The sequence below is a fragment of the Halopelagius fulvigenes genome (genome assembly GCF_055398025.1).
Window position 1 is genome coordinate 1,950,299 of the sequence record NZ_AP043846.1, and the last position, 25,682, is coordinate 1,975,980.

At 69.3% G+C, this 25,682-nt stretch carries 27 protein-coding genes; 14 read left to right on the plus strand and 13 right to left on the minus strand.

Annotated features, from left to right (window positions below; translation table 11 throughout):
* Window positions 1-20 precede the first annotated feature (20 nt).
* The 4 genes from ACZ522_RS14800 to ACZ522_RS14815 form a co-directional block, all read right to left on the minus strand.
* On the minus strand, window positions 21-785 hold the full coding sequence (locus tag ACZ522_RS14800) for an endonuclease V (RefSeq protein WP_379698016.1): 765 nt from the start codon (window positions 783-785) through the stop codon (window positions 21-23).
* Between the two features lies 1 nt (window position 786).
* Window positions 787-1,704, minus strand: coding sequence for a rhomboid family intramembrane serine protease (locus ACZ522_RS14805; protein WP_379698012.1), 918 nt, complete (start codon window positions 1,702-1,704; stop codon window positions 787-789).
* Window positions 1,705-1,824: 120 nt separating this feature from the next.
* A complete protein-coding gene (locus tag ACZ522_RS14810; RefSeq protein ID WP_379698009.1) occupies window positions 1,825-1,959 on the minus strand; it encodes a hypothetical protein in 135 nt (44 codons plus the stop codon).
* Between the two features lie 241 nt (window positions 1,960-2,200).
* Window positions 2,201-2,734, minus strand: a complete 534-nt coding sequence (locus tag ACZ522_RS14815; RefSeq protein ID WP_379698006.1) for an inorganic diphosphatase — start codon at window positions 2,732-2,734, stop codon at window positions 2,201-2,203.
* A gap of 333 nt (window positions 2,735-3,067) precedes the next feature.
* On the opposite strand from ACZ522_RS14815, the gene ACZ522_RS14820 reads away from it, so the two are divergent.
* Window positions 3,068-3,427: a PadR family transcriptional regulator gene (locus ACZ522_RS14820; protein WP_379698003.1), complete on the plus strand. Its 360-nt coding sequence runs from the start codon at window positions 3,068-3,070 to the stop codon at window positions 3,425-3,427.
* An 18-nt stretch (window positions 3,428-3,445) separates the two neighbouring features.
* Here the strand turns inward: ACZ522_RS14820 and ACZ522_RS14825 are convergent, their stop codons facing one another.
* A complete protein-coding gene (locus ACZ522_RS14825) occupies window positions 3,446-4,036 on the minus strand; it encodes a DUF7108 family protein (RefSeq protein ID WP_379698001.1) in 591 nt (196 codons plus the stop codon).
* Window positions 4,029-4,622, minus strand: coding sequence for a ribonuclease HI (rnhA, locus tag ACZ522_RS14830; protein ID WP_379697998.1), 594 nt, complete (start codon window positions 4,620-4,622; stop codon window positions 4,029-4,031). The genes ACZ522_RS14825 and rnhA overlap by 8 nt, the downstream gene beginning before the upstream one ends.
* Window positions 4,623-4,740: 118 nt before the next feature.
* Here rnhA and ACZ522_RS14835 point away from each other — a divergent pair, with 118 nt between their 5' ends.
* The 3 genes from ACZ522_RS14835 to ACZ522_RS14845 all read left to right on the plus strand — a co-directional run bounded on the left by ACZ522_RS14835 (window position 4,741) and on the right by ACZ522_RS14845 (window position 7,673).
* On the plus strand, window positions 4,741-5,724 hold the full coding sequence (locus ACZ522_RS14835; protein WP_092537505.1) for a transcription initiation factor IIB: 984 nt from the start codon (window positions 4,741-4,743) through the stop codon (window positions 5,722-5,724).
* Between the two features lie 210 nt (window positions 5,725-5,934).
* A complete protein-coding gene (nreA, locus tag ACZ522_RS14840; RefSeq protein WP_379697994.1) occupies window positions 5,935-7,200 on the plus strand; it encodes a DNA repair protein NreA in 1,266 nt (421 codons plus the stop codon).
* Between the two features lie 149 nt (window positions 7,201-7,349).
* A complete protein-coding gene (locus ACZ522_RS14845) occupies window positions 7,350-7,673 on the plus strand; it encodes a DUF7344 domain-containing protein (RefSeq protein WP_379697991.1) in 324 nt (107 codons plus the stop codon).
* Between the two features lie 30 nt (window positions 7,674-7,703).
* Here ACZ522_RS14845 and ACZ522_RS14850 read toward each other — a convergent pair whose 3' ends face one another.
* The 3 genes from ACZ522_RS14850 to ACZ522_RS14860 form a co-directional block, all read right to left on the minus strand.
* Window positions 7,704-8,156: a DUF302 domain-containing protein gene (locus tag ACZ522_RS14850; RefSeq protein WP_379697988.1), complete on the minus strand. Its 453-nt coding sequence runs from the start codon at window positions 8,154-8,156 to the stop codon at window positions 7,704-7,706.
* Between the two features lie 218 nt (window positions 8,157-8,374).
* Window positions 8,375-9,064 (minus strand): CPBP family intramembrane glutamic endopeptidase, encoded by a 690-nt coding sequence (locus ACZ522_RS14855; RefSeq protein WP_379697985.1) that lies wholly within the window; start codon window positions 9,062-9,064, stop codon window positions 8,375-8,377.
* A gap of 10 nt (window positions 9,065-9,074) precedes the next feature.
* The gene (locus ACZ522_RS14860; protein WP_379697982.1) at window positions 9,075-9,356 is read right to left on the minus strand and encodes a DUF5789 family protein; all 282 of its coding nucleotides are present in this window, start codon (window positions 9,354-9,356) and stop codon (window positions 9,075-9,077) included.
* 188 nt (window positions 9,357-9,544) lie between these two features.
* Here ACZ522_RS14860 and ACZ522_RS14865 point away from each other — a divergent pair, with 188 nt between their 5' ends.
* Window positions 9,545-10,423 carry a cell division protein CdpA domain-containing protein gene (locus ACZ522_RS14865; protein ID WP_379697980.1) on the plus strand — a complete coding sequence of 293 codons (879 nt, stop codon included), beginning with the start codon at window positions 9,545-9,547 and terminating at the stop codon, window positions 10,421-10,423.
* A 45-nt stretch (window positions 10,424-10,468) separates the two neighbouring features.
* Here the strand turns inward: ACZ522_RS14865 and ACZ522_RS14870 are convergent, their stop codons facing one another.
* Genes ACZ522_RS14870 through ACZ522_RS14880 form a run of 3 tightly spaced genes read right to left on the minus strand, consistent with a single transcriptional unit; the run spans window position 10,469 to window position 13,151 of the window.
* Window positions 10,469-10,960 carry a Mut7-C RNAse domain-containing protein gene (locus tag ACZ522_RS14870; protein WP_379697978.1) on the minus strand — a complete coding sequence of 164 codons (492 nt, stop codon included), beginning with the start codon at window positions 10,958-10,960 and terminating at the stop codon, window positions 10,469-10,471.
* Window positions 10,960-12,708 carry a DNA polymerase/3'-5' exonuclease PolX gene (gene polX, locus ACZ522_RS14875; RefSeq protein WP_379697975.1) on the minus strand — a complete coding sequence of 583 codons (1,749 nt, stop codon included), beginning with the start codon at window positions 12,706-12,708 and terminating at the stop codon, window positions 10,960-10,962. Before polX ends, ACZ522_RS14870 begins: the two co-directional genes overlap by 1 nt.
* Complete coding sequence (locus ACZ522_RS14880; RefSeq protein WP_379697972.1) at window positions 12,705-13,151, minus strand: DUF5788 family protein; 447 nt, start codon at window positions 13,149-13,151, stop codon at window positions 12,705-12,707. The genes polX and ACZ522_RS14880 overlap by 4 nt, the downstream gene beginning before the upstream one ends.
* A gap of 196 nt (window positions 13,152-13,347) precedes the next feature.
* On the opposite strand from ACZ522_RS14880, the gene ACZ522_RS14885 reads away from it, so the two are divergent.
* Window positions 13,348-14,697: an alkaline phosphatase family protein gene (locus ACZ522_RS14885; RefSeq protein ID WP_379697969.1), complete on the plus strand. Its 1,350-nt coding sequence runs from the start codon at window positions 13,348-13,350 to the stop codon at window positions 14,695-14,697.
* Window positions 14,698-14,803: 106 nt separating this feature from the next.
* Here the strand turns inward: ACZ522_RS14885 and ACZ522_RS14890 are convergent, their stop codons facing one another.
* A complete protein-coding gene (locus ACZ522_RS14890) occupies window positions 14,804-15,892 on the minus strand; it encodes a tubulin/FtsZ family protein (RefSeq protein WP_379697966.1) in 1,089 nt (362 codons plus the stop codon).
* 75 nt (window positions 15,893-15,967) lie between these two features.
* Here ACZ522_RS14890 and ACZ522_RS14895 point away from each other — a divergent pair, with 75 nt between their 5' ends.
* Genes ACZ522_RS14895 through ACZ522_RS14930 form a run of 8 tightly spaced genes read left to right on the plus strand, consistent with a single transcriptional unit; the run spans window position 15,968 to window position 25,620 of the window.
* Complete coding sequence (locus ACZ522_RS14895) at window positions 15,968-16,567, plus strand: DUF7310 family coiled-coil domain-containing protein (RefSeq protein WP_379697963.1); 600 nt, start codon at window positions 15,968-15,970, stop codon at window positions 16,565-16,567.
* Window position 16,568: 1 nt separating this feature from the next.
* The gene (locus ACZ522_RS14900) at window positions 16,569-17,030 is read left to right on the plus strand and encodes a DUF7311 family protein (RefSeq protein ID WP_379697961.1); all 462 of its coding nucleotides are present in this window, start codon (window positions 16,569-16,571) and stop codon (window positions 17,028-17,030) included.
* A gap of 55 nt (window positions 17,031-17,085) precedes the next feature.
* A complete protein-coding gene (locus ACZ522_RS14905; RefSeq protein ID WP_379697959.1) occupies window positions 17,086-19,041 on the plus strand; it encodes an ATPase, T2SS/T4P/T4SS family in 1,956 nt (651 codons plus the stop codon).
* 1 nt (window position 19,042) lies between these two features.
* The gene (locus tag ACZ522_RS14910; protein ID WP_379697956.1) at window positions 19,043-20,773 is read left to right on the plus strand and encodes a type II secretion system protein; all 1,731 of its coding nucleotides are present in this window, start codon (window positions 19,043-19,045) and stop codon (window positions 20,771-20,773) included.
* A gap of 42 nt (window positions 20,774-20,815) precedes the next feature.
* The gene (locus ACZ522_RS14915) at window positions 20,816-21,295 is read left to right on the plus strand and encodes a DUF7283 family protein (RefSeq protein WP_379697953.1); all 480 of its coding nucleotides are present in this window, start codon (window positions 20,816-20,818) and stop codon (window positions 21,293-21,295) included.
* A complete protein-coding gene (locus tag ACZ522_RS14920; RefSeq protein WP_379697951.1) occupies window positions 21,273-21,683 on the plus strand; it encodes a DUF7285 family protein in 411 nt (136 codons plus the stop codon). The genes ACZ522_RS14915 and ACZ522_RS14920 overlap by 23 nt, the downstream gene beginning before the upstream one ends.
* Window positions 21,680-22,552, plus strand: a complete 873-nt coding sequence (locus ACZ522_RS14925; protein WP_379697949.1) for a DUF7284 family protein — start codon at window positions 21,680-21,682, stop codon at window positions 22,550-22,552. Before ACZ522_RS14920 ends, ACZ522_RS14925 begins: the two co-directional genes overlap by 4 nt.
* Complete coding sequence (locus ACZ522_RS14930) at window positions 22,552-25,620, plus strand: DUF7286 family protein (protein WP_379697946.1); 3,069 nt, start codon at window positions 22,552-22,554, stop codon at window positions 25,618-25,620. The genes ACZ522_RS14925 and ACZ522_RS14930 overlap by 1 nt, the downstream gene beginning before the upstream one ends.
* The last annotated feature ends 62 nt before the right edge of the window (window positions 25,621-25,682 follow it).

Consider the following 25,682-nt stretch of genomic DNA (forward strand, 5'->3'; position numbering starts at 1 on the left):
TAATTATAGGCGGTCTAGACCTAGCTCTCGACGGACGACTTCGCCTCGTCGGCGTAGGAGTCCGCGCGCCGCGTCGGTTCCGGGAGCTTGTACTTCCCGCAGAGGCGCGCCACCAGGTCGGTCGCCGTCGGCACCGAGACGCGGTGGCCCGGACTGACGTACAACGGGTTGACGATGGGTTCGTTGTCGTACTGCCGCGACTGGTAGGCGTGACCGATGACCTCCCCGGAGTCGGCGTTCTCCACCCTGCCGCCGGCGAGAATCTCGGTCCGCCACCCGGCGGGTCTGCCGTCCACGCCCTCGCGGGGCGTCCCGCAGAGGAGGCTCTTCGCCACGCCGATGCTCGGCACGTCGAGGACGACGCCGAGGTGCGTCGCCAACCCGGCCTGCCGGAAGTGGATGCGGCCGCTCCCGTCGAAGACGACGAGGTCCGGCGTCGCCTCCAACTCCTCGAAGGCGGCGAGAATCGGGTTCCCCTCGCGGAAGGAGAGCAGCCCGGGGATGTACGGGATTTCGAGGTCCACGACGGCGGACGCGCGTTCGATTACGCGGCCCCCGCGCATGACGACGACGACGCTGACCGCCCGGTCGTCTAGGAACGCTTGGTCCACGCCCGCGACGAGGGGAGCGTCGTCGGGCGCCCAGTCGGCGAGTCCGACCGCCTCCACCTCGAATCCGAAGTCGTCGTCCCACGTCGCGGCGTCCGCCACGTCGAGCTGCATCGACTCCATTTCCTCGCGCGACTGCGACGAGTCGGGGACGAACTCGGGACGAGTCGGGAGCATCTTAAAAGCGCCTGCCCGGCCCCCCGGGGCCCCTGCCGCCGCCGCTTCCGAACTGGAGGCTGTTGGGGACCCGGCGTCTACCTTTCACTCGGCGGCCGTACGCCAGACCGATGACGAGGCCGACGAGGTGTGCGAAGTGCGCGACGTTGCCCTGTCCGACCGCCCCGGCGGTACCCGGCGAGAGGAAGAACACCGTGGAGATGAGGGCGAACCCGGCGGTGAACAGCCAAAGCGGGACGGGGATGAGGAAGTAGAGGTAAATCTTCAGGCTCGGGTTCAGCACCGTCAGCACTCCGAGGACGGCGAACACCGCACCCGACGCGCCGAGGACGGCGGTGGGAACGGCTGGGGTCAGGAGCATGCTCGACCCGACGTGGGCGAGTCCGGCTATCACCCCGCTTACGAGGAACAGAGCGGCGAACTTCTTCGACCCGACGTACCGTTCGACCAACGGGCCGAAGAAGTAGAGGACAATGCTGTTGCCGACGATGTGGAAGAAGGAGTTGGGGCTGTGCGCGAAGACGGATGTGACCCACGTCCAGACGTACAGCGGATTCTCGGAAGTGAGCATGAACAGCGACTGAAACGTCTCCCCGCCGAGCGTAAACAGCACGACGAACTCCAGGGCGAACGTCACCCACATGAGGCCGAGGAAGGTGTACGCCATGTTGCCGCGGAAGTAGCCGAGCGGACCGCCGGTCCCGGTGAGACGGCTGAGGACGCCGGACCTTCGGCTCCCTTCGTCGGCCACCGAGTCGTCGAAACCGCTGTCCAACACCCCGGATGGGTCGTTCCACTCCGACAACCCCGGACAATCGTGGTTCTCCGGGAGGCGGTGCTCCGCACAGAACGTGTTCCCGCACCGTCGGCACTGGTACGGGAGGTTCTCGTGCTTCCCGCACTCGTCGCAGGTTGCCATTACCGAGGGTTAATCCCGGCGCGATAAAAGGGGTTCCCCTCGCGCGCGAAGACGATACTCTACCGTCGAAGGACGCCCGCAGTCGAGCGAGAACGCGAACCGCGCGTCACCGCCGGTCCGTCAGCGTCGCTCCGCCGTCGCCGACTCGTCGCTTCCCTCGGCGTCTCCGTCGCCGCCCTCGGACTCCTCCGGGTGGTAGTTCGTCGGAACGACCGTTACGTGGTCTATGCCGGGGTACGCGCTATCGACGCTCATCTCGGTTCGAACTAGCGGCCTCGCGCGGAAAAGATTACTCATAAGCATAACACATGCTCCCCGGCGGCGGAGATTACCGGCGGGAATCGGCCCTCTCGCGGTCAAGCGATTAGCGGAGGGGGCGGGCGCCGGAGGCCGCGACACGCGACGCTCTCGGCGTTCGTCGTCACCGAGGGCACTCGGTTTCCCGACGGACTCCGTCCGTCGACGGCGGCGAAAAAGTGCGTCCGTAGTCGAGCGGTTACGCGAAGTTCTCTTCGTAGAGGTCCATCGCGTGTTCCACGGCGTCCTTCGCCGCTTGGGCGTCCTCCCAGCCGAGCACTTCGGTCTGCTTGCCCTCTTCGAGGTTCTTGTACGTCTCGAAGAACTCGGAGATTTCGTCCTTCTGCTGGTCGGTCAGGTCCTCGACGTCCTGCACGTGGTCGTAGCGGGGGTCCTCGACGGGGACGGCGATGACCTTGTCGTCCTTCTCGCCGTCGTCGTCCATCTCCATGAGGGCGACGGGGCGGGCCTCGATGACGCACCCGGGGAACGTCTGGTCCTCGACGAGGACGAGAACGTCGAAGGGGTCCTCGTCGTCGTAGTACGTCTGCGGCATGAACCCGTAGTCGGAGGGGTAGTGGACGTTCGAGTGGAGAACTCGGTCGAGGACGACGCCGGGGATGTCCTTCTCGTACTCGTACTTGTTTCGCTCTCCCTTCAGGCACTCGACGACGGCGTAAATCACGTCGGGCGCGTCCGGGCCGGTCTCCATGTCTTCCCAGAGGTTTACCATACCGTCTGCCACTCCCAACGCCGGCAAAGTATTTTCGAATCGACGTGGCCGACGGGACTCGATTTCGCTCTCCGCATGAACCGCCGACGGGACGCGATTCCGCGCGGTTCCGTCCGGCAGCCGGCTAGTAAATTTTGACAGGCGAACACCTATAGATAATACTAAAGGAGTATCGAATGACGACTATTTCTTGACAAAAATGACCGAAAGTGGACTTCGAGGCGGGAACGTATACACAACCGTACCCCAGTGAGATGCCCGGTTTCGACGGATAAACGGGAAATGTACCGTCAGTTGAGAAGTGTTAAATAGCTTGATGACATTTTGCCTACCATGTCAGAGGCACAAACAGTTACCGACATCTCCGGCATTGCGCGGGACCTCACCGCGTTCCAACAGAACATCCTCGTCATCCTTGCCGAGGAACCCATGTACGGGCTCGCTATCAAGCGAAATCTCGAGGAGTACTACGGCACGGAAGTCAACCACGGGCGTCTGTACCCCAACCTCGACGACTTAGTCGAGATGGAACTCGTCGAGAAGAGCGAACTCGACAAGCGGACCAACCAGTACGAACTGACCGAGAAGGGCCACGACGCCGTCCTCGACCGATTCGACTGGATGCTCGGCAAGTTCGTCACGGACGAGACGCGCGCCGACGAGGTTCGCGAACTCATCGACTCGTACCTGTAGACGCGAACGCCGACGGAATCAGAACTCGGGCACGTCCGCTCCGGCGGCCTCGAACGTCAGTTCGAGACTCTCGGCGACCACGGACGACTGATCTTCCGACGGCCACGCGTTCCGCAGGTAGTACTCGTCTAAGAACTCCCGTATTTCTTTCCGCGACGCCGACTCGACGCGCCGAACGTAGTGGTTACTCATGAAGTCCGCGAACGCGCGCGCGTTCGCCGCGTGCACCGGGCCGTGGGCTTCTTCGACCGCATCCACCACCGAGGAGTTGTGACTCTCGACGGCGTCGAACTCGCCTTCGTCCCCCGCGTCGGTCCCCAGCGGACGCTCTATCCCCCTGTCTACGTCGTCGATGCGGTCCAACTGGACCACGCCGTCTTCGAGCCACTCCGAGGGGTACAGCACGAGCGTTTCGTCCTCCTCGCGGACCCGCGCGTCGAACCCGAACTGCGCTAAGATCGTCTCGCGCCGGTCCTCGTAGGCGGCCGCCTCGTTCTCGTCCACCGCGCTTCTGGCGAGTCGAGTCAGACGCTCCACCTCCTCCACAGCCTCACCGGGCAGTTCGTCCGTCTCCTCTTCCGTCTCCGCCGCGGAGTCGTCTTCAGGCATGGTCGAGTGCCTCGTTGGCTAGGGAGTCGGCGCGGTCGTTTATCTCCCGCGGCACGTGCTCTAAGGACCACCGGTCGAACCGTTCGAGGAGTTCCCTGACGCGGACGCGACGCTCCCGGAGTTCGGGGTTGTTCGTGTCGTACTCGCCGCGGACCTGCTTGACGATGAGCTCCGAGTCGCCGCGGACGTCCACCTCGTCGAAGCCGAACTTCTCTGCGGCCTCCAACGCACGAATCAGCGCCTCGTACTCCGCGCGATTGTTCGTCGTCTGCCCGATGGTGTCGGAGCCCTCGCCGACGATTCCGTCCGCGGAGACGATGACCCACCCGACGGCCCCCGGGCCGGGGTTGCCGCGACTCGCGCCGTCGAAGTAGACGTGCGCTCGGCCGCCGCGGGACTCCAACAGCGCCACGAGGTCGGTCGGCCGCGCCCCCTGCACGACGACTTTCTCGTCGTAGGCGACGGCGGTGGCGTCGCCGTGCGTCGCCCGCCACCGCTCGTACTCGGTGTTGCCGTCCGTTACCTCGACGCCGGCGTCTTCGAGTCGCCGTCGGGCCTCCTCTGGGTCGCACTCGACAGTCGGCATACTCCCATGTTCGGGAGCGTCCGTAAATCGCGTTCGTTCTGAACTCCACGCGTGCCGAACGTTCACCGAAATGCGCCCCAGATTTTAAGTGTAAGCCACTCTGGACTATAAAAATGCGATGACACGGCCCACCCGCCAGCGGGAGCGAGATGTTGAACGGACGCGATGGCAGGGCGAAAGTGAGAACGTAGACGACGAAGAGGAGGACGAGATAGACTTAGAGGAGGTGGACGAGGAGGAACTCGTCCGCACGGGCGACGGCGAACTCATCCACGAACCGACGGGCATCATAATCGAGGAAGAGCAGATAGACCCCGGTCCGGAGTGGCGCGCGTTCAACCACTCGGAGCGTCAGGAGAAGTCTCGGGTTGGCGCGCCGACCACCCAGACGATGCACGACAAGGGGTTGACGACGACCATCGACTGGAAGGACAAAGACGCGTACGGACGCTCTATCTCCTCGCGGAAGCGGTCGCAGATGCACCGCCTCCGCAAGTGGCAGGAGCGCATCCGGACGAAGGACGCGGGCGAACGGAACCTGCAGTTCGCGCTCTCGGAGATCGACCGCATGGCGTCTGCGCTCGGCGTTCCGCGGTCGGTGCGGGAAGTCGCCTCCGTCATCTACCGCCGCGCACTCAGCGAGGACCTGATCCGCGGCCGTTCCATCGAGGGCGTCGCCACCTCCGCGCTCTACGCCGCCTGTCGGAAGGAGGGCATCCCCCGGTCGCTCGAGGAGATCTCCGAAGTCTCCCGTGTCGAGCGGAAGGAGATCGGCCGGACGTACCGATACATCTCTCAGGAACTCGGCCTCGAGATGAAGCCCGTCGACCCCAAGAAGTACGTCCCCCGGTTCTGCTCGGAACTCGACCTCTCGAAGGAAGTCCAATCGAAGGCCAACGAGATAATCGAGACGACGGCGGAGAAGGGACTGCTCTCGGGGAAGTCCCCGACGGGCTACGCCGCCGCCGCCATCTACGCCGCGTCGCTGCTCTGTAACGAGAAGAAGACCCAACGCGAAGTCGCCGACGTGGCGCAGGTGACGGAAGTGACCATCCGCAACCGCTACCAAGAGCAGATAGAAGCGATGGGCATCCACGGGTAACGCCGCCTCGCACCCGACCCGACTCCTCTCTGCACCGCCCGACTGGGCTCGTCCGACTCGACTCGGGTCGGTTCGACCCGACCCGGTTTCGACTCGGTTCTCGTTTTCGTCCCCCGACTGCGACGCCGCGGCGAACCCCCTCTCGCCGCGCCGTCTCGCGGTCAGCGCGACAGGTTCAAGCGACTGGCCGCCGTATCTCTGACGACTAGGATGCGCCTCGACGAGTACATGGACCTCGAAGCGGAGGGCGACCGCGCGAAGCGCCGCCGCCTCGCCCAAGAGAAGTCCTACGACATCCTGAACCACCTCGAACGGTTCCAACACCGGTTCGAGGAGACGGTGCAGGGCGATTCGCTGTTCGGGGGCGTCTCGCCCTCCATCTTCGTCGGCACCTCCAACTACCCGAACGTCTCGACGGGCATCCTCTCGCCCGTCGGCCACGAGGACGACGCCGCCCGTTTCGAGACGTCCGCCGGGTGGTACGACGAGGGCGTCAGCATCGACGACGTGTTTCAGCGACGGACGAGCCTCCTGAACTCGAATCAGACCACGAAGTCCGTCGAGGTGCACGACGCGTGGGACGGCTTCCTCGGCGTCCAACGCGAAGTCGCCATCGCCGACCGGCCGGTGAGCGTCGAAATCGGCCTCGACGGGACGCCGGACATCGACTTCGACGTGACCGAGAACGACATCGCGACGCCGACCGGCCCCCGCGCGAGGGCTCGGTCCGCCGACTTGGCGGAGAACCCCCACGTCCCCCGTCCGGTGGAGAAGACGCTCGAAGACGACGACTGGAACGCCGAGGGCGCGATGAACTACCTCTACCGCCGCGGGTTCGACGTCTACGACATCAACACCATCCTCTCGGCGGGCGCACTCGGACAGGGGCGAAACCGGAAACTCGTCCCCACCCGGTGGTCCATCACCGCCGTGGACGACACCGTCGGGAAGTTCCTCCGCGGGGGGATACAGACGAACCCGAGCGTGAACTCCGTGGAGATTCACCGCGAGGAGTTCCTCGGGAACGCCTTCTGGGTGATTCTCGCGCCCGGCGAGTGGGAGTACGAACTCGTCGAACTGAAAGCGCCGGGGAGCGTCTGGAACCCCGACCCCGACGCGGGGATGTGGTTGGCGGCGGACCGCGAGGGGTTCGAGGGGCGCACCGGGTACGTAGAGGAGACGGCGGGCGCGTACCACGCCTCCCGACTCGGCGTCCTCGAACACCTCAACGAACGCGGGCGGCAGGCGAAAGCGCTCGTCGTCCGCCACGTCTCCGACGACTACTGGGGGCCGGTCGGCGTCTGGCAGGTGCGCGAGTCGATTCGCAACGCCTTCGACGGCGAACACGCCGAGGCGGAGACGTTCGCCGCCGCCGTCCGTCAGGTCGCGGAGTACCTCCCCGTCTCGCTTTCGGACCTGCGGCGGAAGTCCACGATGGCTTCGGGACTGCAGATGAACCTGGCCGACTTCTCCTGAGTCGTCGGCGAACTCGGGCGGACGCTCGCTTCGCCGGTTGCCTCACTGACGGACGCGTACTCCCGCCGCGCGGCGTTCGACGCAAGGTATAATATTCGTGAGAGGTGATTGTGCATCCAGCGCCATATTCAGCGTCTATTTATAGAATCATGGATGACGATGTGCGGAGACTCGGCGCACTGGCCAACGCTCGTCGTCTACTGGTTCTGTTGTCGCTCAAGGAGAACCAGACGCCGATGTCGATAGACGCCTTGGCGACGGACATCGCGATGAAGGAGACGGACTTTCCGAACGAGGACGTCTCGGACCGACACATCGACTCCGTTCTCATCTCGCTTCACCACGCTCACCTCCCGAAACTCGACTCGGAGGGCCTCGTCGAGTTCTCCGACGGCGGGAACCGCGTCGCCTTAGCGGACAACATCGGCGACGCGGAGCACATTCTGGAGGCGGTGTTCGACGGGGAACAGTGACGACCGCCGGCGCGGCGGACCGCCTCGCCGTCACTCCGCGGTGTCGAGGTTCGCGTACGCTTCGTCGGCGAGTTCGCCGGTCGTCTCGATGATCTCCGCCATCGCCTCGTCGTCGGGGGCCACCCCGGTGAGCCTGCCGATTCGTATGATGCTCACGTGGTACACCGTCTGGACGCCCGGTTCCTCCTGCCAGACGACCACGTTACAGGGGAAGAGCGCCCCCATCCGGTTGTCGGTGGCGTCGAGGACCTCGTCGGCCATCTGGGGGTTGCACGCCCCGAGGACGTAGTAGGGGTCGCGGTCGGCGTCCACCTTCTCGTTCAGTAGTTCCGAGGGGGAGAACTCCGTCGCCACGCCGAACCCGGCGTCGGTGAACGCCTCGCGGACGTGTTCGACCGCCTCCTCGTGGTCCATGTGGAGTGTCGCGCGCTTCTCGCCGATGTCCTCCGAGTCGAGACTGTCGGGGTCGAACGGTAGTGCCATACTCGTCGGTTCGCGCGGTACCGGCGAAAGTCTATGGGAGTGCGTCTAACGCGCACGACTCCCCGTCGCAGTAGCGGTGCGGTACGGTGCTGTCCTGTACCCTACTGTACCGCGGCGAGCGAGCGGTAGCGAGCGAGTCGCGGCCCTTTTTGGCCAGGTTTTTGGAGGGGTTCGAGCGCGCCTCCGGCGCGCGAGGACCCCCTCGAAAAAGGTGGGTTTTAGAGCGGAATCTGTAGCCACCGGAACCACCCCACGACCTGTTCGGGCGGCAGCAGGGGGTCGTGCAGGACCAACCAATCGAGGAGTCCGAGACCCAACCCGTGGGCGACGACGGAGGGGAGGATCGAGTCGCTCTTGTAGTCCACCGCGCCGAACAGCACGTCCGTCGGCCCCGAGAGGAGGAGTTCTATCGGCGGTTTCCCGAGGTGGTGGAACGCGTAGACGACGGGGCTTATGAACACGCTCTTGAAGCCGAGTTCGTCGCCGACGCCGACGCAGAGCAGTCCGCGGTAGTACGTCTCCGCCGCGACGACGACGACGAACTGCTTGAGGGCGTGCGGCAGGAACTCCCCGAGGGCGGCGCTGGTCTCCCACATCGGGTAGTACGCCCGTATCGAGGGGAGCGACGACCCGACGAGGTAGAAGGGGAGGACGAACAGGGCCAGAAGGACGGTGTTCCGAAGCGCCGTCCGGTCCACGCGCCACCCGAGGTCGCGGCCGTGCGTGATGGCGAGTATCCCCGGAAAGACGAGAAACACGACGACGTCGCGGACCACGCGGTACGTGAGGTTCGACGGCGGGACGGTCCAGACGCCCCACAGAACCGTCAGGAGAGATCCGAGGAGGAGAGAGCGCTGAACCCACGTGAGGCGGGCGAGCGAGTCCCGAAGCGTCCGATATCCGAACACCGGTGGTGTCCTACTCCGTCTCGACGGGTCCGGTTCCGACGATCGATTGGACCTCCTCGATGAACGTCTGACGCTTGTCGAAGTACGTCTCGTCCACCCGGTCGAGCACGTCCGAGAGCGTCTGCGGGCCCGACGGCGTCCGAATCACCGCGTCGCCCTCCTGCCGTTCGACCCAACTGGCCTGCTTGGGCCACGTCAGTCGAGACGCGACGCGCGCGATTGGCTGCCCTTCCACGGGCGTCTCTTCGCCGAGTTCGACGACGGGCCCCTCGTCTTCTTCCTCGTCAGCCATATTCCGGAGTTCGCCATCCCCGGCAATAATCCCTTCGACACGACTTCAGGTGGCCGCAGCACCGCTCTCGCGGGGCTCTCGCGCCGCTTCGGCGGCCGGCGTCGAACGCTCTTCGCTCCGCGACAGTCCGGCGGCGTCGTACGTGCGTCTGACGCACCGTTTTGTGGGATGAGGTTCAAACTCGGGCCATGACCAGTCTCTCGGAGGTGTACCACGGGGAGGGACGTTCGGGGCCGAGCCTCCGGCGACTGACGTTCGGACTGGGGCTGTTCCTCGTCGGCGCACTCCTCGTCATCGCCGGAATCGTCGTCGCATCGACGGACCTTCTCATCGGGGCCGGAACGACGCTCGGCGACGTTCGGGAGCTCGGCGGCATCCTCGGCGGCGTCGGCGTCCCGGCGGTGTTTCTGGGCGTCTTCGCCGTCCTCCCGTCGGATCGGCTGACGAAGGCCGCCGCCGTCGTCGGCGCGGCCATCGCGCTGATGGGCGTCGTCCTCTTCTCGCACGCGTACCCCTGCCAGTGGTCCGGTGCGACGTGCGGACAGGGACTCACCGAACTGACGCTCCCCACCGTCGCCGTCTACTTTCTCGGCACCATCACCACGTTCTGGTGCCTGTTCGTCGGCGTCGCGAACTTCAAGACGCGGAACGACCCCGGCGGCACCGCCACCGTCGAGGTGACGAAGAAGGGCGAAACCCGCTACGTCGAAGTCGAACGCTCCCGCGGCGGACTCGGCGGCATCGGCTTCCTCGGCGGGCAACCCGACGGCGAGGTGGACACCCAAACCGCCGCGAACTCGGCCGCCGACTCCGGCCCGGCCGCCGACCCCTCTCCGTCGTCTCCCGCGTCCACGGCGTCGATGTCCGACGGCGGCACCGACACGCAGTCCCTCTCCTCGCCGATGGACGCCGCCGGGCAGTCTCCGTCGACGCCCGCCGACGCGTACTGCGGCAACTGCGACCACTTCGAGTACGTCCGAACCGACGAGGGCATCCAACCCTACTGCGGACGATACGACGAACTCATGGACGACATGGACGCCTGCGACGAGTGGACGCCGCGCTGAGCCCCCGAAAATCGGATTCTCCGCTTCCGTTTCCCGCCTCCCCCGTTACTCTCCGAGCTCGTCCAGTCGCTCCGCCACGTCGGTCCAGTGACTCCCCCGCCAGAACACCTGCCCGCAGTCGCGGCAGCGATACCGCTTCGCCTCCTCCGCGCCCGGCGCGTACGTCGGCACGGCCTCCTCGTCGCCGACGGGGACGACGTCTCCGTTGCACGACCCGCAGCGGACCGGTTCGTCGCTCAGCGTCAGGTCGTATCCGGCGTCGCGGAACTCGCGCAACTGCGCTTCGATGTCTTTGGTCCGCAGGAAGACGCTCTCTGGGGCGCGCCGCGCAAGCTGTTCGTCGCGCGTGACGAGCGTTCGGCTCTCCTCCCGAGCGCGTTCGAGGAGACTCTCGTCGCCCGGGTCCTCGCCCTCGTCGAGGACGTAGGCGGCGTCGTACCCGCACATCCGCAGGTACGTCGCCAGTTTGCCGAGCATCGAATCGAGGAGGAGGCGGTCCTCGGCGTCGGCGGGGGCCGAGTCCGATTCCTCGACCATCAGTGGAGGAACGACCGTAACTCTGGGAGGTCCCACGCGTTCAGCACGTCCGCGGGTTCGCACCACCCCCGGCGGGCGGTGTGGACGCCGTACCGCGCGTAATCGAGCGTCTCCGGCCGGTGGGCGTCGGTATCGACGGCGACGGTCGCGCCCGCCTCTATCGCCGTCTTCACGCGTTCGCCGTGCAGGTCCAATCGCGCGGGGTCGCCGTTGATTTCGAGCGCCACGTCGTGTTCGGCGGCGGCCTCCGCGACCCGCCGAACGTCGATGTCGAGGCCCGCCCGGTCGTTGATGAGGCGGCCCGTCGGGTGGCCGACGATATCGACGGACGGGTGTTCGACCGCCCGGATCAGCCGTTCGGTCGCCGCCTCGGGGTCCTGGTCGAGGGCGGCGTGCGGGGAGGCGACGACCACGTCCAACTCGGCCAACACGTCGTCGTCGGTGTGGATGTCGCCCTCCGCGCCGATGTTCGCCTCCACGCCGTGGAGGAGTTCGAGGTCCGCGTCCGCCGCCACGTCCTGCAGGGCGTCCATCTGCTCTCTGAGTTCGTCGTCGTCCAGTCCGACGCCGCCGACCATCCCCGGTCCGGTCGCGTGGTCGGTCACCGCGTAGTAGTCGTAGCCCCGTTCCTCCGCCGCGGCGACCATCTCCGCGGGCGAGTTGCGCCCGTCGGACCAGTTCGTGTGCGTGTGCAGGTCGCCGCGCAGGTCCGACCGTTCGACGAGTTCGGGCAGGTCGCCCTCCAACGCGGCCTCCACCTCGCCGGTGTCCTCGCGGAGTTCGGGCGGTATCGGGGGCATATCGAGGGCTGCGTACATCGACTCCTCCGTCTCGCCGCCGACGCGTTCGCCGACCCGTTGGCCCGCGTCGGGGTCCTCGACGTCGCTCACGTCGAAGACTCCGTACTCGTTCATCTTCAGGTCGCGCCGGATCGCGACGTTCCGCACCTTCAGGTTGTGGTTCTTGCTCCCGGTGAAGTACTGCAGGGCCGCACCGTACTCCTCGGGGACGACGACGCGGAGGTCGATTCGGACGCCGTTGGCCCGGACGCTGGCCTTCTCCGGCCCGGACTCGATGACCGTCGAGACGCCGGCCCACCCGGTGAACGTCTCCACGACGGACGCCGCGTCCTCGCTCGCGACCAACACGTCCACGTCGCCGATGGTGTCGCGCCACCGGCGGATGGAGCCCGCGACTTCCGCCTGCGCCACCGCGCCGTCGCCGCGGAGCAGTTCGAGGACGTCGTCCGCGAGGGGGCGAGCGTCGCCGATGCGCTCTCGCTCTTGGGCCTGCCGGGCGAACGCGACGTTCGAGAGGATGTTCTCCTCCGTCTTCGGGCCGAACCCCTTCACCTCGCGTATCTCGCCCGCCTCGGCGGCGGCCTCCAGTTCGTCCAGCGTGGTGATTCCGAGCGTCTCGTACAGCGTTCCGGCCGTCTTCGGCCCGACGCCTTCGACGCTCGTCAGCGCCTGGATGTCGACCGGCATCTCGTCGCGCAACTCCGCCAACTCCTCGATCTCGCCCGTCTCGAAGTACTCGACGACTTTCGTGGAGATGGCGTCGCCGACGCCCGAAATCTCCTCGACGGCCTCCTCGCCCTCGGCGGCGAGTCCCTCGATGGGGCGGTCGTGCGCGCGGATGTTGTCCGCGGCGCGGCGGTAGGCGTTCGGCTTGTACTTGACGCCTTTCGCCTCCAGTCTGTCGGCGAACTCCTCGAAGAGGGCGGCCACGTCGGCGTTTCGGCTCACAGGCGGCCACCCCGCCGCTTGCTGCTCGCGTCGTCGCGGCCCAACGCCTGCTTCAGGAAACTCATCCAGCGCTTCTTGTCCGCGGCCTCCTGCAGCTGTTCTTCCTGTTCGAGGTCCTTCGGCCGGAGCTGTTCGAGGGCGTTCAACGCCCGGTCGATGCCGATGATGCTCTCGACGAGTTCCTCGCCCTCCTCGAAGCTCACCTCGTTGTCCTCTATCTTCCGGAGGCGTTGGAGGCGTTCGCGCCGGAGGTTGCGCTTCGCCGTCTCGACTCGCTCTTTCTCCCCCGCGGGGACGGTGTCGCGGCGCTTTATCTCGAAGACGAAGTCGCGGAGTTCGACCTCTTCGCCCTGCACGTCGATCACGTCGGGGATGTCCGCGCCTATCGTCGCCGCCTCGCGATTGGCGCGTTCGAGTAGCTGCTTTCGCTCGAACTCTTTCACGGTTACTGCGCCGGAGTAGGGGGGCGCGACACTTCGCTCCTTCGCCCCCAGTCGTCCGGTTCGGAGGCGTCTTCGGCCCGCGTACCGCGGACGAGTCGGTATCGGCGACAGTCAGACGGATTCAGATTGTCGTAGCCGGCGGCAGACGTTCGGAAGTAGAAGAACCTTCTTATGCGTAACCACGGTACGGAACTCTATGGGTCTGTTCGACCGACTGCGCGGGAAGGACGAACCGCGCGTCGCCTTCATCGGAATCGACGGTGTCCCGTTTAGTCTCCTCTCCGAGAATCCCGACGAGTTCCCCAACATGGCTCGTCTCGCCGACGACGGGAGCGCCGGGGACATAGAGAGTATCGTCCCGCCCGAGTCGTCGGCCTGTTGGCCGGCGCTGACGACGGGCGTGAACCCCGGCGAAACGGGCGTGTACGGCTTCCAGGACCGGGAGAACGGCTCCTACGACACGTACGTTCCGATGGGTCGGGACGTGCAGGCGACGCGCCTCTGGGACCGCGTCACGGAGGCCGGACGGAAGGCCACCGTGATGAACGTGCCCGTGACGTTCCCGCCGCAGCGAAACGTCCAGCGCATGGTCTCGGGCTTCCTCTCGCCGAGCGTCGAGAAGGCCGCCTACCCCGACGACTTCCGCGACAAACTCGAAGAACTGGACTACATCATCGACGTGAACGCGAAGCTCGGACACCAAGACGACAAGTCCGACTTCGTCGAGAACGCCCACAAGACCATCGACAGGCGGTTCGACGCGTTCTCTCACTACATCCAACAGGACGACTGGGACCTCTTCTTCGGCGTCTTCATGACCACCGACCGGGTGAACCACTTCCTCTTCAAGGACTACGAACGCGACGGCGAGAACAAGGAGGCGTTCATGGAGTTCTACCGGAAGGTGGACGACTACCTCGGCCAGATTCGGGAGATGCTCCCCGACGACGTGACGATGGTCGTCGCCTCCGACCACGGCTTCACCTCGCTCGACTACGAGGTGCACTGCAACGCCCTGCTCGAAGAGGAGGGGTGGCTCTCCTACGAGGACGACGACCACGACCAGCTTGCCGACATCTCCGACGACACGCTGGCGTACTCGCTCATCCCCGGCCGCTTCTACATCAACCTCGAAGGCCGCGAACCGCGCGGCGCGGTTCCGGAAGCGGAGTACGAGGAACGCCGCGACGAACTGAAGGAGATGCTCGAGAACCTCGAAGGCCCGGACGGCAACAAGGTGGCCGCCCGCGTCGTCGAGAAGGAGGAGGCGTTCCGCGGCGACCACGACGACATCGCCCCGGACCTCGTCGTCGTCCCGAACAACGGATTCGACCTCAAGTCCGGCTTCAAGGGCCACGAGGAGGTGTTCGGACAGGGTCCGCGGAACGGCATGCACAGCTTCGACAACGCGTCGCTCTACATCGACGACCCGAACGCGAGCATCGGGGACGCCAACCTCTACGACATCACGCCGACGATTCTGGACCTGATGGGCGTCGACTACGGCCGCCCCGACTTCGACGGCGCGAGCCTCCTCAACCAGTAACCGACGCTCGGTTCCGCCCGACGGCCTCCGCTCCGTCGCTGTCGTTCTCCGTTTTCCGCGCCGACGCCGAAAAATAGCGGTCGTACCGGGTCCGCGACCGGAGCCCTCAGAGCAGGTCTTCGAGCTCGTCGTTCCGCCACGCGTCCGCCGGGTCTTCCTGCTTCGCCGCTTCCTCCTCGGCCTCCTTCTGGGCCTCCTTCGCGCGCGCCATGAACCTCTTCAGTCGGTCGGAGCGTTCGACGCCGCCGAGCAGGATCAGCGACGCGATTCGGTCGCTGTCGAGGGGGAAGTCGCCGCCGCGGATCTGCAGGCTGCCCGTCTCCTCTTCGAGCCATCGCCGGGCGCGCTCGACGCCCTTGCGCGGAATCTTGTCGGGGACGCCCGCGACGACGAGAAGCGCCGCATCGGCTTCGTTGGCCTCCGGGAGACTCGTCCCCGTCATGAGCGCGCGACGGGTCGTGCTCATCACGGTGTTTATGTTCCCCTCCGCGTTCTCGGCGGACTCGCCGGACGCGTATCCGAGCGCCGCGATGCCGCCGGAGCGGAGCGTGTTGATGACCTCAGAGGAGTCCACGACGCTCTCGCCGACGCCCTCGACGGCCTCGCCGGAGGCGAACAGCAACCCGACTCGCTGGGCGATTTCGCGGTTGATGGCGTCGTACCCCTCGCCGAGACTCTCGCCGGTGGCGCGGAAGGCGTCGTTGTCCACGAGGAGGAGGGAGTCGGCCTCGCGGGCGACGGTCTTCAGCGACCGGCCGGCGTTCACCTGGTACATCGCGCCCTCGTTTCGGCCGGGGAGGACGCCGAGGGCGTAGACCGGCACGTCGTAGATGCGCTTGAGTTCCTTCACGAGGACGGGCGCGCCGCCGCTTCCCGTGCCGCCGCCGAGTCCGGCGACGACGAAGATCGCCTCGGCCTCCGCGGTGATTCGACCGTCGAGGGCCGCGAGCACTTCCTGTTTGTCGGACTGCATCACTTCCGCGCCGAGTTCGTTGTCGCCGCCGACGCCGTGACCCTTCACGCGGTCCTGTCCGACGAGGACCGTCTCGAAGGGGAGTTCTCGGAGGTCGGCTTCCGCGGTGTTGACTCCGATAGCGCCGAGGACGGCCCCGAAGCCCATTCGAGAGTCGAAGTCGGCCAGTTCCCGGGTGAGCTTGCCACCCGCCTGCCCGACACCAATCAGGACGGTTTTCATACCCTTCGCTTGAGGCTGGACACCTTCAACCTTCCCACCAGTAGTTTAAGTCAGATGACGCGACCAGTCAGTCCCATGACTCCGGACTCGACGCGCGATACCGCCGAGCGGCGTACGACCGACCGACGGACGACGTCCGTCGATTTCGACGCGCTCGCCGCCCGCCTCGACGCCGTCGAACGGGCGGTGGCGGCCGACGGCGACGGCACCTCTCGGCCTGTTGACGAACCCTCTCCGGCGGGCGACGCCGGGAGAGCGACCGGCGCGCGCAGCGGCGGCGAGGACGACTCGACGGACGGGCGAGACGCCGAACTCGGGGCGCTGCGGGAGCGCGTCGAGACGCTCGAAGCCGAACTCGACGCCGTGCGCGGCCTCCTCGGCGGCGTGCGCGCGGTCGACGAGTCGGTCGAACGCAAGGCGGACGCCGCCCTCGCGGCGGTCGAACGGCTCGGATCCTCCGCGGCCGGGGAGTCGGATCTCGTCGTGGAACGCGTTCCGGTCGACGACCTCTCCGGCGCGCCGGAGGACGGCGGGACGGGAGCGGACCGAACGGACGCGGACGCGGGCGTCTCGGGGAGGGACGCGGAGACGGAGCGGTCGGACGCGCGAGGGGACGCGACGGGGGCGGAAGAGGAGGGAGACTCCCTCGCTGCGCGTCTCCGTGGGGCGCTCTGAGGTGATTCGACTGCTCCTCTCGGTGACGCTCACCGCCGCGTTCCTCGCGGCGGCGCTTCCGGCCGTCGAAGACGCCCGCGCTGACCGCGCGGCGACGAGTCTCGACGCTGACGCCGAGCGGATGGTTCGGGCCGTCGAATCGCTCGCGTACGGCGACGACCCGACGCCCTCGCTCTCGACGGCCCCGTGGCGAACGGTCCGCGTCAGCGTCCCCGCGCGTTCGTGGACCGCCGCCGGCGTTTCGTACGTCGCCGTCGGCGGCAGACCCGGTACGACGGGGTCCCGTCCGGTGCTGACGTACGCCCTCTCCGGCGGTCGGGAGACGGAGCGACGACTGTCGCTTCCGGTCCCCCTCCGGACGCTCGACGGACCGGTCGTCCTCCGGGGGCCGGGGTCGCACGCGCTCTCGTTCTCGCTCCTCTCCCGGCCCGAGGGAACCGTCGTCGTCGTTCGCCCGGCGTGAACGGGTCGGGTCGCACCGCCGGAGGTTTATATACCGAAACGGGACCAGCCACCCCATGCCAATCGACTTCGACGCCGGTCTGAACCTCGCTTCCGCCGTCGCAGCGGGAGTCGGGGCCGTTCGGTCGGGAGCGGACTCCGAAGACGACACCTGCCGGTGCGACCCGCGGTTCGAGACGCCCGCCGGGCGGGGGCGTCGGCGTCGCGCGGAGCTCGTCGTGGACGCGGACGACTGCCCCGGCGGCGGCGACCTCGCTTCGAGCCCCGACTGCCGCGCGACGGTCGTCGGCGCGTTGGCGACCCGCGACGCCGACGTCGTCCGGACCGTCGCCGACGGCGTCGGTCGGACGTACGAAGGTGCCGCGGCGGGACTCCTCCTCGCGGCGGGTCGGTTCGTCGAACGCGTCGCGTTTCACGACGAGTCGCTGGCGGCCCGCGCCCGGCGCGACCCGCTCGGCGCGGCGCGCGAGGCGGCGGGGCGGGCTGGAGCCGTCGGCCGCATCGTCGCCGAAACCGGTCTCGAAGAGGGGGCCGCGCGAGCGGCGGGGTACGACGAGGCGCTTCGACCCGCCGTGGGGCCGTCGGTCGCCCGGTCGCGGGTCACGCTTCGTCCGCCCGCCGGGGCGTCGCTTCTCGGCCGCCGCGAACTTCCGTCGGGTGCCACCGTCCGCACGTACGAGACGCCCGACGGGACGCTCTATCACCTCACGCCCGTCGCGCACGCCCTCGACCCCTCCGCGACTGCGACGCTCGAATCCGCGTACGACTGCCTCGCCCGCGGCCGAGTCGAGGGCGGTGACCGCGCGCCGGGCCGCGCCGTCCGCCGCGTCGCTGACGACGCGACGCCCGTGGAGACGCTGACGGACGTGCTCCGGCGGTACACCCGCGGGAACGGCGTCCTCGACGACCTGTTCGCCGACCCGCGCGTCACGGACGTGGTGGCGTCGGCGCCGGTCGAGGAGAACCCGGTTCGGGTCACCCTCGACGGCGAACGCGTGCGGACGAACGTCCGACTCACCGCCGACGGCGCGGCCGCCCTCGCGTCGCGATTCCGCCGCGCCAGCGGACGGGCGTTCTCGCGCGCGACGCCCGCACTCGACGCCGCGGTGACGCGTCCCGACGGGACGAAGGTGCGCGTCGCCGGCGTCACCGCGCCCGCGAGCGACGGCATCGGTTTCGCGTTCCGGGCGCACGGCGACGACGCGTGGACGCTCCCGGGACTCGTCGCGGCGGGGACGCTCCCCACAGACGCGGCGGCACTGCTCTCTCTGGCCGCCGAACGCGGGGCCGCGGCGCTCGTGGCGGGGACGCGCGGGGCGGGGAAGACGACGCTCCTCGGTTCCCTGCTCTGGGAACTCCCGGCCGCGACGCGCCTCGTCACCGTCGAGGACACGCCGGAACTGCCGGTCGAAGCGCTCAGAGAGGGCGGCCGCGACGTGCAACCGCTCACCGTCGAACTCGACGGGAGCGAGGGGTCGTTCTCGCCCGACGACGCCCTCGAGACGGCGCTCCGACTCGGCGACGGCGCTCTCGTCGTCGGCGAGGTTCGGGGCGAGGAGGCGGGGACGCTGTACGAGGCGATGCGCGTCGGCGCGCACGGCAACGCCGTCCTCGGGACGATACACGGCGACTCCGCGGCGGCCGTTCGGGAACGAGTTGTCTCCGACCTCGGCGTCGCCGAGTCGGCGTTCGGCGCGACCGACCTCGTGGTGACGTGCGCCCGCGACGGCCCTCAGAGGCGCGTCGCGAGCGTCGAGGAGGTGCGCACCGGCGCGGACGGCGTGCGGTTCGAGACGCTCTACGAGTCGGGCGCGGACGGACTCGACGCGACGGGCCTCCTCGAACGCGGCGACAGCACGCTCGCGGAGTCCCTCGCCGGGCCGACGGAAGCGTACGCCGACGTTCTCGCGGCCCTCGACGAACGGACGGCGCACCTCGGCCGCCTCGCCGAGACGGACAGGACCCGCCCGGAGGACGTCCGTACCGCCTACCGCCGACGGGAGGTGAACTGACGTGGCCGCGAGCGGCGATTCGACGGCGACGGCGGTGGCGCGGCAGTTGGCGCGCGCGTATCCGTGGCCGGTGTCCGTCGGCGACGACCTTCGGCGGTCGCTGGCGTTTCTCGGCTCCGACGCGGACGGCGAAACCGTCGTGCGGGCGGGCTACGTCGCCGCCGTTCCGATTTCGGTGTCCGTCCTCGTCGCGTCGACGCTCCTCGCCCCGGCGTCTCCGGTCGTCACGCGACTCCTCCTCGCGGTGACGGCGGGCCTCGCGGCGACGCACGCCGTCCACCGCCTCCCGGTCGGAACGGCGGCGCTCCGCCGGACGCGCGCGCTGGGCGAGACGGCCGACCTCGTGGGCCGGGCCGCCCTCCGGATGCGACTCGAACCGACGCCAGAACGGGCTGCGGCGTTCGCCACGAGAACCGGCGACGGTCCCCTCTCCGAGAGCCTTCAGTCGCACGTCCGGCGGGCGCGCGGCGCGCCGGAGTCGGCGCTGGAGTCGTTCGCCGAGGAATGGTCGCCGTGGTTCCCCGCCCTCGACCGCTCCGTCTCGCTCCTCCTCACCAGCGCCGACGCCGCCGAGGGCGAGCGGAGTCGGTCGCTGGACCGGGCGCTGGAGGCGGTTCTCGACGGGACGCACGACGAGATGGCCGACTTCGCTTCGACGGTCCGCGGGCCGACGACGGCGCTGTACGCCTTCGGCGTCCTGTTACCCCTCGCGTTGGTCGGCGTCCTCCCCGCCGCACGGGCCGCGGGGCTGACGCTCCCGACGAGCGCGTTCGTCTTCGTCTACAACGCCTTCCTGCCTCTCGTCGTCGTCGCGGCGAGCGCGTGGTTGCTCGTCCGCCGTCCCGTCGCCCTCCCGCCGCCGCGCGTCGGAGGCGACCACCCGGACGTGACCGCCGGTCCGCGCCGCGGACTCCTCGCCGGACTGGCCGGCGTCGGCGTCGGATGGGTCGGCGGCGGAGCGGTCGCCACGTGGGCGTCGCCCGTCGCCGCCGCGGGATTCGGTCTCGGCGCGTCGCTCGCGGCCCACTACTACCCGATGGCCCGCGTTCGCCGCCGCGTCCGCGACGTGGAGTCCAGATTGGACGACGCCCTGTACCTCGTCGGCCGACGCGTGGACGACGGAACCGCCGTCGAGACGGCCGTCGAAGACGCCGCCGAGGACATCGACGGCGCGACCGGCGAGATGCTGTCGGACGCCGCCGGGGTTCGGCGGCGACTCCGCGTCGGCGTTCGCGAGGCGTTTCTCGGCGAGTACGGCGCGCTCGCCGGCGTTCCGAGCCCTCGAACGCGGGGGGCCGCCGCGCTTCTCGCCGCCGCCGCGAGCGAAGGCCGGCCGGCGGGCGGCGCCGTCGTCGCCACCGCCGACCACCTCCGCGAACTCCGGCGCGTCGAACGCGAGGCGCGGCGGCAACTGTCGTCCGTGACCGGGACGCTCGCCAACACGGCGGCGTTCTTCGCTCCCCTCGTCGCGGGCGCGACGGTTGCGATGGCGGCCCGGATGGCCGAGACGGACCTCTCGCTTTCGGGCGAGGCGACGGCGCTCCCGACGGCGACGCTCGGCGTCTCGGTCGGCGCGTACGCGCTCTGTCTCGCCGGTCTGCTGACGGTACTCTCGACCGGACTCGACCGCGGACTCGACCGAACGCTCGTCGGTTACCGCGTCGGCCTCGCGCTTCTGGCGGCGACCGGAGCGTACCTCGCCGCGTTCGCCGGCGCGTCGCTTCTGTTCTGACCCCTGCGAGACTTTATATACGGACGCGGGGCCAGCGTCCCCATGCTCGACGTTCCCCTCGACTCGTGGTACGCGTGGTTCGGACTGTCGCTCGCGAGTCTCGCACTCGTCGGCGCCGTCGCGGGCCTCCCGACGACGCCGCCGCCGAACGCGGCGGACGCCGCGGAGACCGTAGACCGAGTGGCCGCCGCGGAGTACGACGCCACCGCCGAACATCCGCTGGACGCCTCTGCCATTCGAATCGGCACTCGTCGCATCTCGCTGCGAAACGACGCCGGAACCGCGCACGCGACGTTCGGATTCGGCCCCGTGACGCCCGTTCCGGTCGGCGATTCGCCGCTTCGCGCGGTCCTCCACGGCGCTCCGCCGGAGAGCGTCTTCGAGTCGAAGGCGGCGTTTCAGCAGGCCGTCGTGGACGCCCGCGTCGGCGCGGACGACGCGACGTGGCGCGACGTGGACCGCACGCTCATCGTTCGCCGCACCTCCTGGGAGGGAGTCGATGTCGTTCTCGTGGACGCGTGAGGGGAGCGAACGGGGGCAGGCGTCTCCGCTCGCCGCCCTCGCCGCGCTCTTCGCCGTCTGCACCGGCGTGAGCATCTACGTCGTCGCCCTCGGCGGCACCGTCCCCGTCGGCGACGACCGAGCGTACGCCGACCCGACGCTCCACCGCGTCTCCGAAGAACTCGCCGACGGTGGCGTCGTGGACCCGTCGGCGCTCGATACGGCGCAGTCAGTAGCGCCCGACGGACGCCGACTGAACGTCACGCTCACCGCCGGCGACCGGCGGTGGACGGCCGGTCCGACGCCGCCGCGCGCGAGGGCGACCGACGCGGCGAGTCGGACGACGAGCGTCCGCCTCGCCCCCGGGTCCGCCGTCCCCGGCCGCCTCCGCGTGGAGGTGTGGCGATGAACGCCGCCGTCGATGCCGCGGTCTGTCTCCTCCTCGTCGGCGCGGCCGTCTTCGGCGTCACCGCCGTCTCCGACCCGGTCGAAACGAGCGATGCGACGCGCACGGACGCCGCGGCGGAGACGCTCGCCACGAGTACGGCGACGGTGGAGTACGCGCTTCGACCGGGGACCGGACCCGTACGGGGCACCTCCGCCGCGTTCCCCCGCGGGAACGGCTCGGACTTCCGCCGAACGACGCACGGGACGCTCGCGGGCCTCCTCTCGCGCGCCGCCGTCGCCACCGCCGGGTTCGGGAACGGTTCACTGACTGGGTCGCGGGACGACTTCCGGCGGGCCGTCCGAGGCGCGGTCGTCGGCGCGTTCGACACGTCCTCGCTCCGTGTCGATGCGGCGTGGCGTCCCTACCCCGGTTCGACCGTCGGCGGGCGCGTCGGCGTCGGGACGAAACCGCCGGCGGCGGCGACGGTCCACGCCGCGACGCTGTCGGTTCCGAGCGGCGTCGAACCGGTTCCTTCGGCCGCGACGCAGGACTTCGAGACGCTCTCTTCGGCCGTCGCCGAGCGAACCGTCGAAGCGCTCGTTCCTTCCGAAACAACGTCGCTTGCCCTTCGCGGCGACTACCCCGTCTCGGCGCTGGCGTGGCACCGCTACGGTCGCCTCGGGCACGAACTCGGCGCCCCCGTGGAACGCGACCTCCGCGCGGAGAACACGACGGCGCTGAACCGCCGCCTCGCCGACGCTCTCGCACCTACGGTCGAGGCGGAACTGCGCGACCGGTTCGAGTCACCCGCGGCGGCGGCGGAGGCGGTCGAAGTCCACCGGGTCCGGGTCGTCGTTCGGACGTGGGAGTCCGACGGGAGGGCCGTCTGATGCGCCTCGCGGACGACAACCGCGGACGCGTTCCGTTCGCTCTCGTGGGCGTCCTCCTCCTCGTGACCAGTTCGACGTACGGCGCGTCGCTCGCGACGCGCGGACCGAGCGCCGCCGACCGGTCCGTCGACGAGTCGATGGACCGCATCGACGCCGAGACGACGACGGCGCTCCGAACCGCGGCCCGCGACGCCGCACTCGCCGCCGCCCGCGACCCCGTGACCGACAACTCGACCACCGCCGTCGGCGACGTTCTGGGAGAGAACCGGACGTTCCGCCGGTATCTCCGCCTCCGCATCTCGCTCGCCGCGGCGGAGTCGCTTCGCTCGGTCGAACACGTCCGCGGCGACGTGGTGGCGAACGCGTCGCTCCCGCGTCCGACGAACGAGTCGTCGGTCCGCGAGGCGATACGCCGGGTGTCGGTCGCGAAGGCGGCCAACGGAACCGCGCTTCGGGTCACCGTCAGGAACGTCTCGCTCTCGGCCCGACGCGACGGACGGGTGGTCGCCGAGGAGTCGGTCACGCGGACGCTCACCGTGGCCGTTCCCGTCCTCGGACTACACGACCGAACCGTCGATTACCAGCGCCGTCTCGACGCGAACCCGCTCGAAGCCCCGGGACTCGCCCGCCGGACGACGGCGGGACTTCTCGGCGTCGCGCAGGCCCGGGGGGCCGCCCAGTACGCCGGCGCGCCGATCCAGAACGTCCTCGCGAACCGGCACGTCGAACTCTCGACGAACGCCGGCCTCCTGACCGCCCAACGCGCCGCGTTCGGCCGGACCGACCCCGACGCGCGCCGTGGCGTCCGGCGGGCCACCGCCCGAACCGGACTCACGGACGTGCTGGCGCCCGTTGCGGGGAGCGACGCGGCGGCGTTCGTCGCCGACGGAGTGACCGACGCCGCGGCGCCTCCCGAGTCGGAGAATGCGACGATTCCGACCGCCGCACCGCCCTCTACGGACGAGACGCTCCGCGTGGACGTGGGCCGAACGGCCGACGAGGCGTTCGTCGGGTTCCTCCGCGGCGGCGGGGAGCGCCCGGGGTTCGAGACGGTTCGCCGCGACGGGTACCGGGTGCGGGTGGCGGTCCGAACCGACGCGACGACGGTCCACGACGGGTCCCGCCCCGCGCCGGACGCCCCCGGAGAGGGGTGGACGATGACCTCACGGGAGACGTTCCGCGAGACGCGCGTGGAGTCGGCGAACGGGACGACGACGCGTCCGCGGACCGACTCGGGCGAACGCGTCTTCGACACCGCAGTCCGGCGCGTCGCGGTCGAACGCCGCGTCGAACGGACGTGGCGGCACGCGAACCGGTCGTCCCGAACTACCGAGGCGACGTGGACCGACGTCTACCGGGTGGAGATGGCCATCGTCGCGTCGCTCACACCCGTTCCGGGGGCGGAGCGACCGGTCGAACCGCTCTTCGAACGCGGCGGCGCGGTCGGCGGACCGAACCTTCGAGAGGTACCCGCCGCCGCCGGCGATGCGTTCTCCGACCGCGGCGGTGCGGACGCCGTCGCCCGGCGCGCGGTCGGCGGCGAGGAACCGGACGTGACGACCGTCGACGGCCGACGCCCGGACGAGCTCCGCACGTGGGTGTACGACGACGTGGCGTCTCTCCGCGAACGAGTTCGGAACGTCGCCGTCGAACCACCCGCGCGGGCGGTTGCGACCGGACGCGTCAACCCCGCGGCCCAGTTAGCGAGTTCCATCAGAGAACGCCGCGCGTCGCTTGTCGCCGCCCCCGACTCGTACGACGGGGCGGCGGACCGCGTTCGCGTCGCGGCGCGGGCGGCCTACCTGAACCGACTCCTCGCGGCCCTCGACGAACGGGCGAACCGGACCGCGACCCGAAACGACGGCATCGAGGAGGCCCTCGCCTCCCGCGGCGTCGACGCCGGACGGACGAACCGCCTCGCGGCCAACCGCACGGTGCGGACGCCCGCCCGACGTGCGTACGGAAACGACTCCACGCTCGGGGGGATGACGACGTTCGTCCCCGACGGCGACCCGGCGTACCTCTCTCTGAAACCCGTCTCCGGTGACCGGGTGGACGGCGTCGAAGACGAGACCAGATACTACCCCCTCGCGGCGCGCAACACCAACGTGTTCACGCTCCCGTACGGGGACGCCTCGGACGTCGTCGTGAACGGCCTGTTCGGGTCCGGCGACTCCGTGTCGCTCCGAACCGCGGGGAAGGCGCTCACCGCCGCGAACCGGACGCTCGCGGCCATCGACGACGAGACGTTGGCGGGTCGCCGCGCCGTCCTCCAACGGAAGACCGAGGACTCGCTTCGCGCCGTTCGGTCGCGGGCCTTCGAGACGTTGGGCGCGGAGACCGACCTTCCGGCGGACGACCGGCGGCGGGCGGTCGACGCCGCGTTCGACCGGTGGGAGGGGACCGGGCGGCGCGCCGTCGCGGCGACGAACGGGTCGTTCGCAGCGGCCGTCGCCGCCGAGGTCGAACCGGCGGACGCGACGGCCCGCGACCGAGTGGAGACGGCGCTTCGCGTCGATGTCGCCGCCGCGGCGACGGAGTCCGACGTCCGCGTGCCGGAACGCGCCACCAACCGAACGGTGTCGCGGACGCGCAAACTCGGGACGAAACTCCTGAAGGACGCGGCGGCGCGCGGGACCGAACGCGCCGTCGAACGCACCGCCGAGAAGTACGCGGACGCCTCCGTCGGCGGCACGCCCGCCGGCCTCCCCCTCTCGCCGACGCTGAACCCGTGGGTGGCGACGGCGAACGTCTGGGTCGTCGAGACGCGCGGCGAGTACGCTCGCTTCGCCGTCTCGGCGGACCGCGGCGGCGAGACGCCGGTCACCTACGTCCGCGACGGGAGCGCAGTCTCCCTCGACGTGGACGGCGACGGAACCGAGGAGACGCTCGGCCGGAGCGAACGCGTCGGGTTCAACGTTCGGACGGTCGTTCCGGTGGTCGTCCCGTCGGGGGGACTCGGCGTCGGCGACAAAGACGGCGACGCGGTCGAGCGGTCGCCCGCGTGGAACGGCGCGAAACCGGGCCCGGGGTGCGAGACGCCGACGGGGCGGTGTCCGCGGGAGTGACGGCCGAAACGAGCGCGGCCCCGGCGCGAGCGTGCGCGAACAGGACAACGGTTTTGAGTGCG

Coding starts and splice junctions, on each gene's coding strand:
- ACZ522_RS14800 (WP_379698016.1), bottom strand. CDS start 785: ATGCTCCCGACTCGTCCCGAGTTCGTCCCCGACTCGTCGCAGTCGCGC.
- ACZ522_RS14805 (WP_379698012.1), bottom strand. CDS start 1,704: ATGGCAACCTGCGACGAGTGCGGGAAGCACGAGAACCTCCCGTACCAG.
- ACZ522_RS14810 (WP_379698009.1), bottom strand. CDS start 1,959: ATGAGCGTCGATAGCGCGTACCCCGGCATAGACCACGTAACGGTCGTT.
- ACZ522_RS14815 (WP_379698006.1), bottom strand. CDS start 2,734: ATGGTAAACCTCTGGGAAGACATGGAGACCGGCCCGGACGCGCCCGAC.
- ACZ522_RS14820 (WP_379698003.1), top strand. CDS start 3,068: ATGTCAGAGGCACAAACAGTTACCGACATCTCCGGCATTGCGCGGGAC.
- ACZ522_RS14825 (WP_379698001.1), bottom strand. CDS start 4,036: ATGCCTGAAGACGACTCCGCGGCGGAGACGGAAGAGGAGACGGACGAA.
- rnhA (WP_379697998.1), bottom strand. CDS start 4,622: ATGCCGACTGTCGAGTGCGACCCAGAGGAGGCCCGACGGCGACTCGAA.
- ACZ522_RS14835 (WP_092537505.1), top strand. CDS start 4,741: ATGACACGGCCCACCCGCCAGCGGGAGCGAGATGTTGAACGGACGCGA.
- nreA (WP_379697994.1), top strand. CDS start 5,935: ATGCGCCTCGACGAGTACATGGACCTCGAAGCGGAGGGCGACCGCGCG.
- ACZ522_RS14845 (WP_379697991.1), top strand. CDS start 7,350: ATGGATGACGATGTGCGGAGACTCGGCGCACTGGCCAACGCTCGTCGT.
- ACZ522_RS14850 (WP_379697988.1), bottom strand. CDS start 8,156: ATGGCACTACCGTTCGACCCCGACAGTCTCGACTCGGAGGACATCGGC.
- ACZ522_RS14860 (WP_379697982.1), bottom strand. CDS start 9,356: ATGGCTGACGAGGAAGAAGACGAGGGGCCCGTCGTCGAACTCGGCGAA.
- ACZ522_RS14865 (WP_379697980.1), top strand. CDS start 9,545: ATGACCAGTCTCTCGGAGGTGTACCACGGGGAGGGACGTTCGGGGCCG.
- ACZ522_RS14870 (WP_379697978.1), bottom strand. CDS start 10,960: ATGGTCGAGGAATCGGACTCGGCCCCCGCCGACGCCGAGGACCGCCTC.
- ACZ522_RS14885 (WP_379697969.1), top strand. CDS start 13,348: ATGGGTCTGTTCGACCGACTGCGCGGGAAGGACGAACCGCGCGTCGCC.
- ACZ522_RS14890 (WP_379697966.1), bottom strand. CDS start 15,892: ATGAAAACCGTCCTGATTGGTGTCGGGCAGGCGGGTGGCAAGCTCACC.
- ACZ522_RS14895 (WP_379697963.1), top strand. CDS start 15,968: ATGACTCCGGACTCGACGCGCGATACCGCCGAGCGGCGTACGACCGAC.
- ACZ522_RS14905 (WP_379697959.1), top strand. CDS start 17,086: ATGCCAATCGACTTCGACGCCGGTCTGAACCTCGCTTCCGCCGTCGCA.
- ACZ522_RS14915 (WP_379697953.1), top strand. CDS start 20,816: ATGCTCGACGTTCCCCTCGACTCGTGGTACGCGTGGTTCGGACTGTCG.
- ACZ522_RS14920 (WP_379697951.1), top strand. CDS start 21,273: ATGTCGTTCTCGTGGACGCGTGAGGGGAGCGAACGGGGGCAGGCGTCT.
- ACZ522_RS14925 (WP_379697949.1), top strand. CDS start 21,680: ATGAACGCCGCCGTCGATGCCGCGGTCTGTCTCCTCCTCGTCGGCGCG.
- ACZ522_RS14930 (WP_379697946.1), top strand. CDS start 22,552: ATGCGCCTCGCGGACGACAACCGCGGACGCGTTCCGTTCGCTCTCGTG.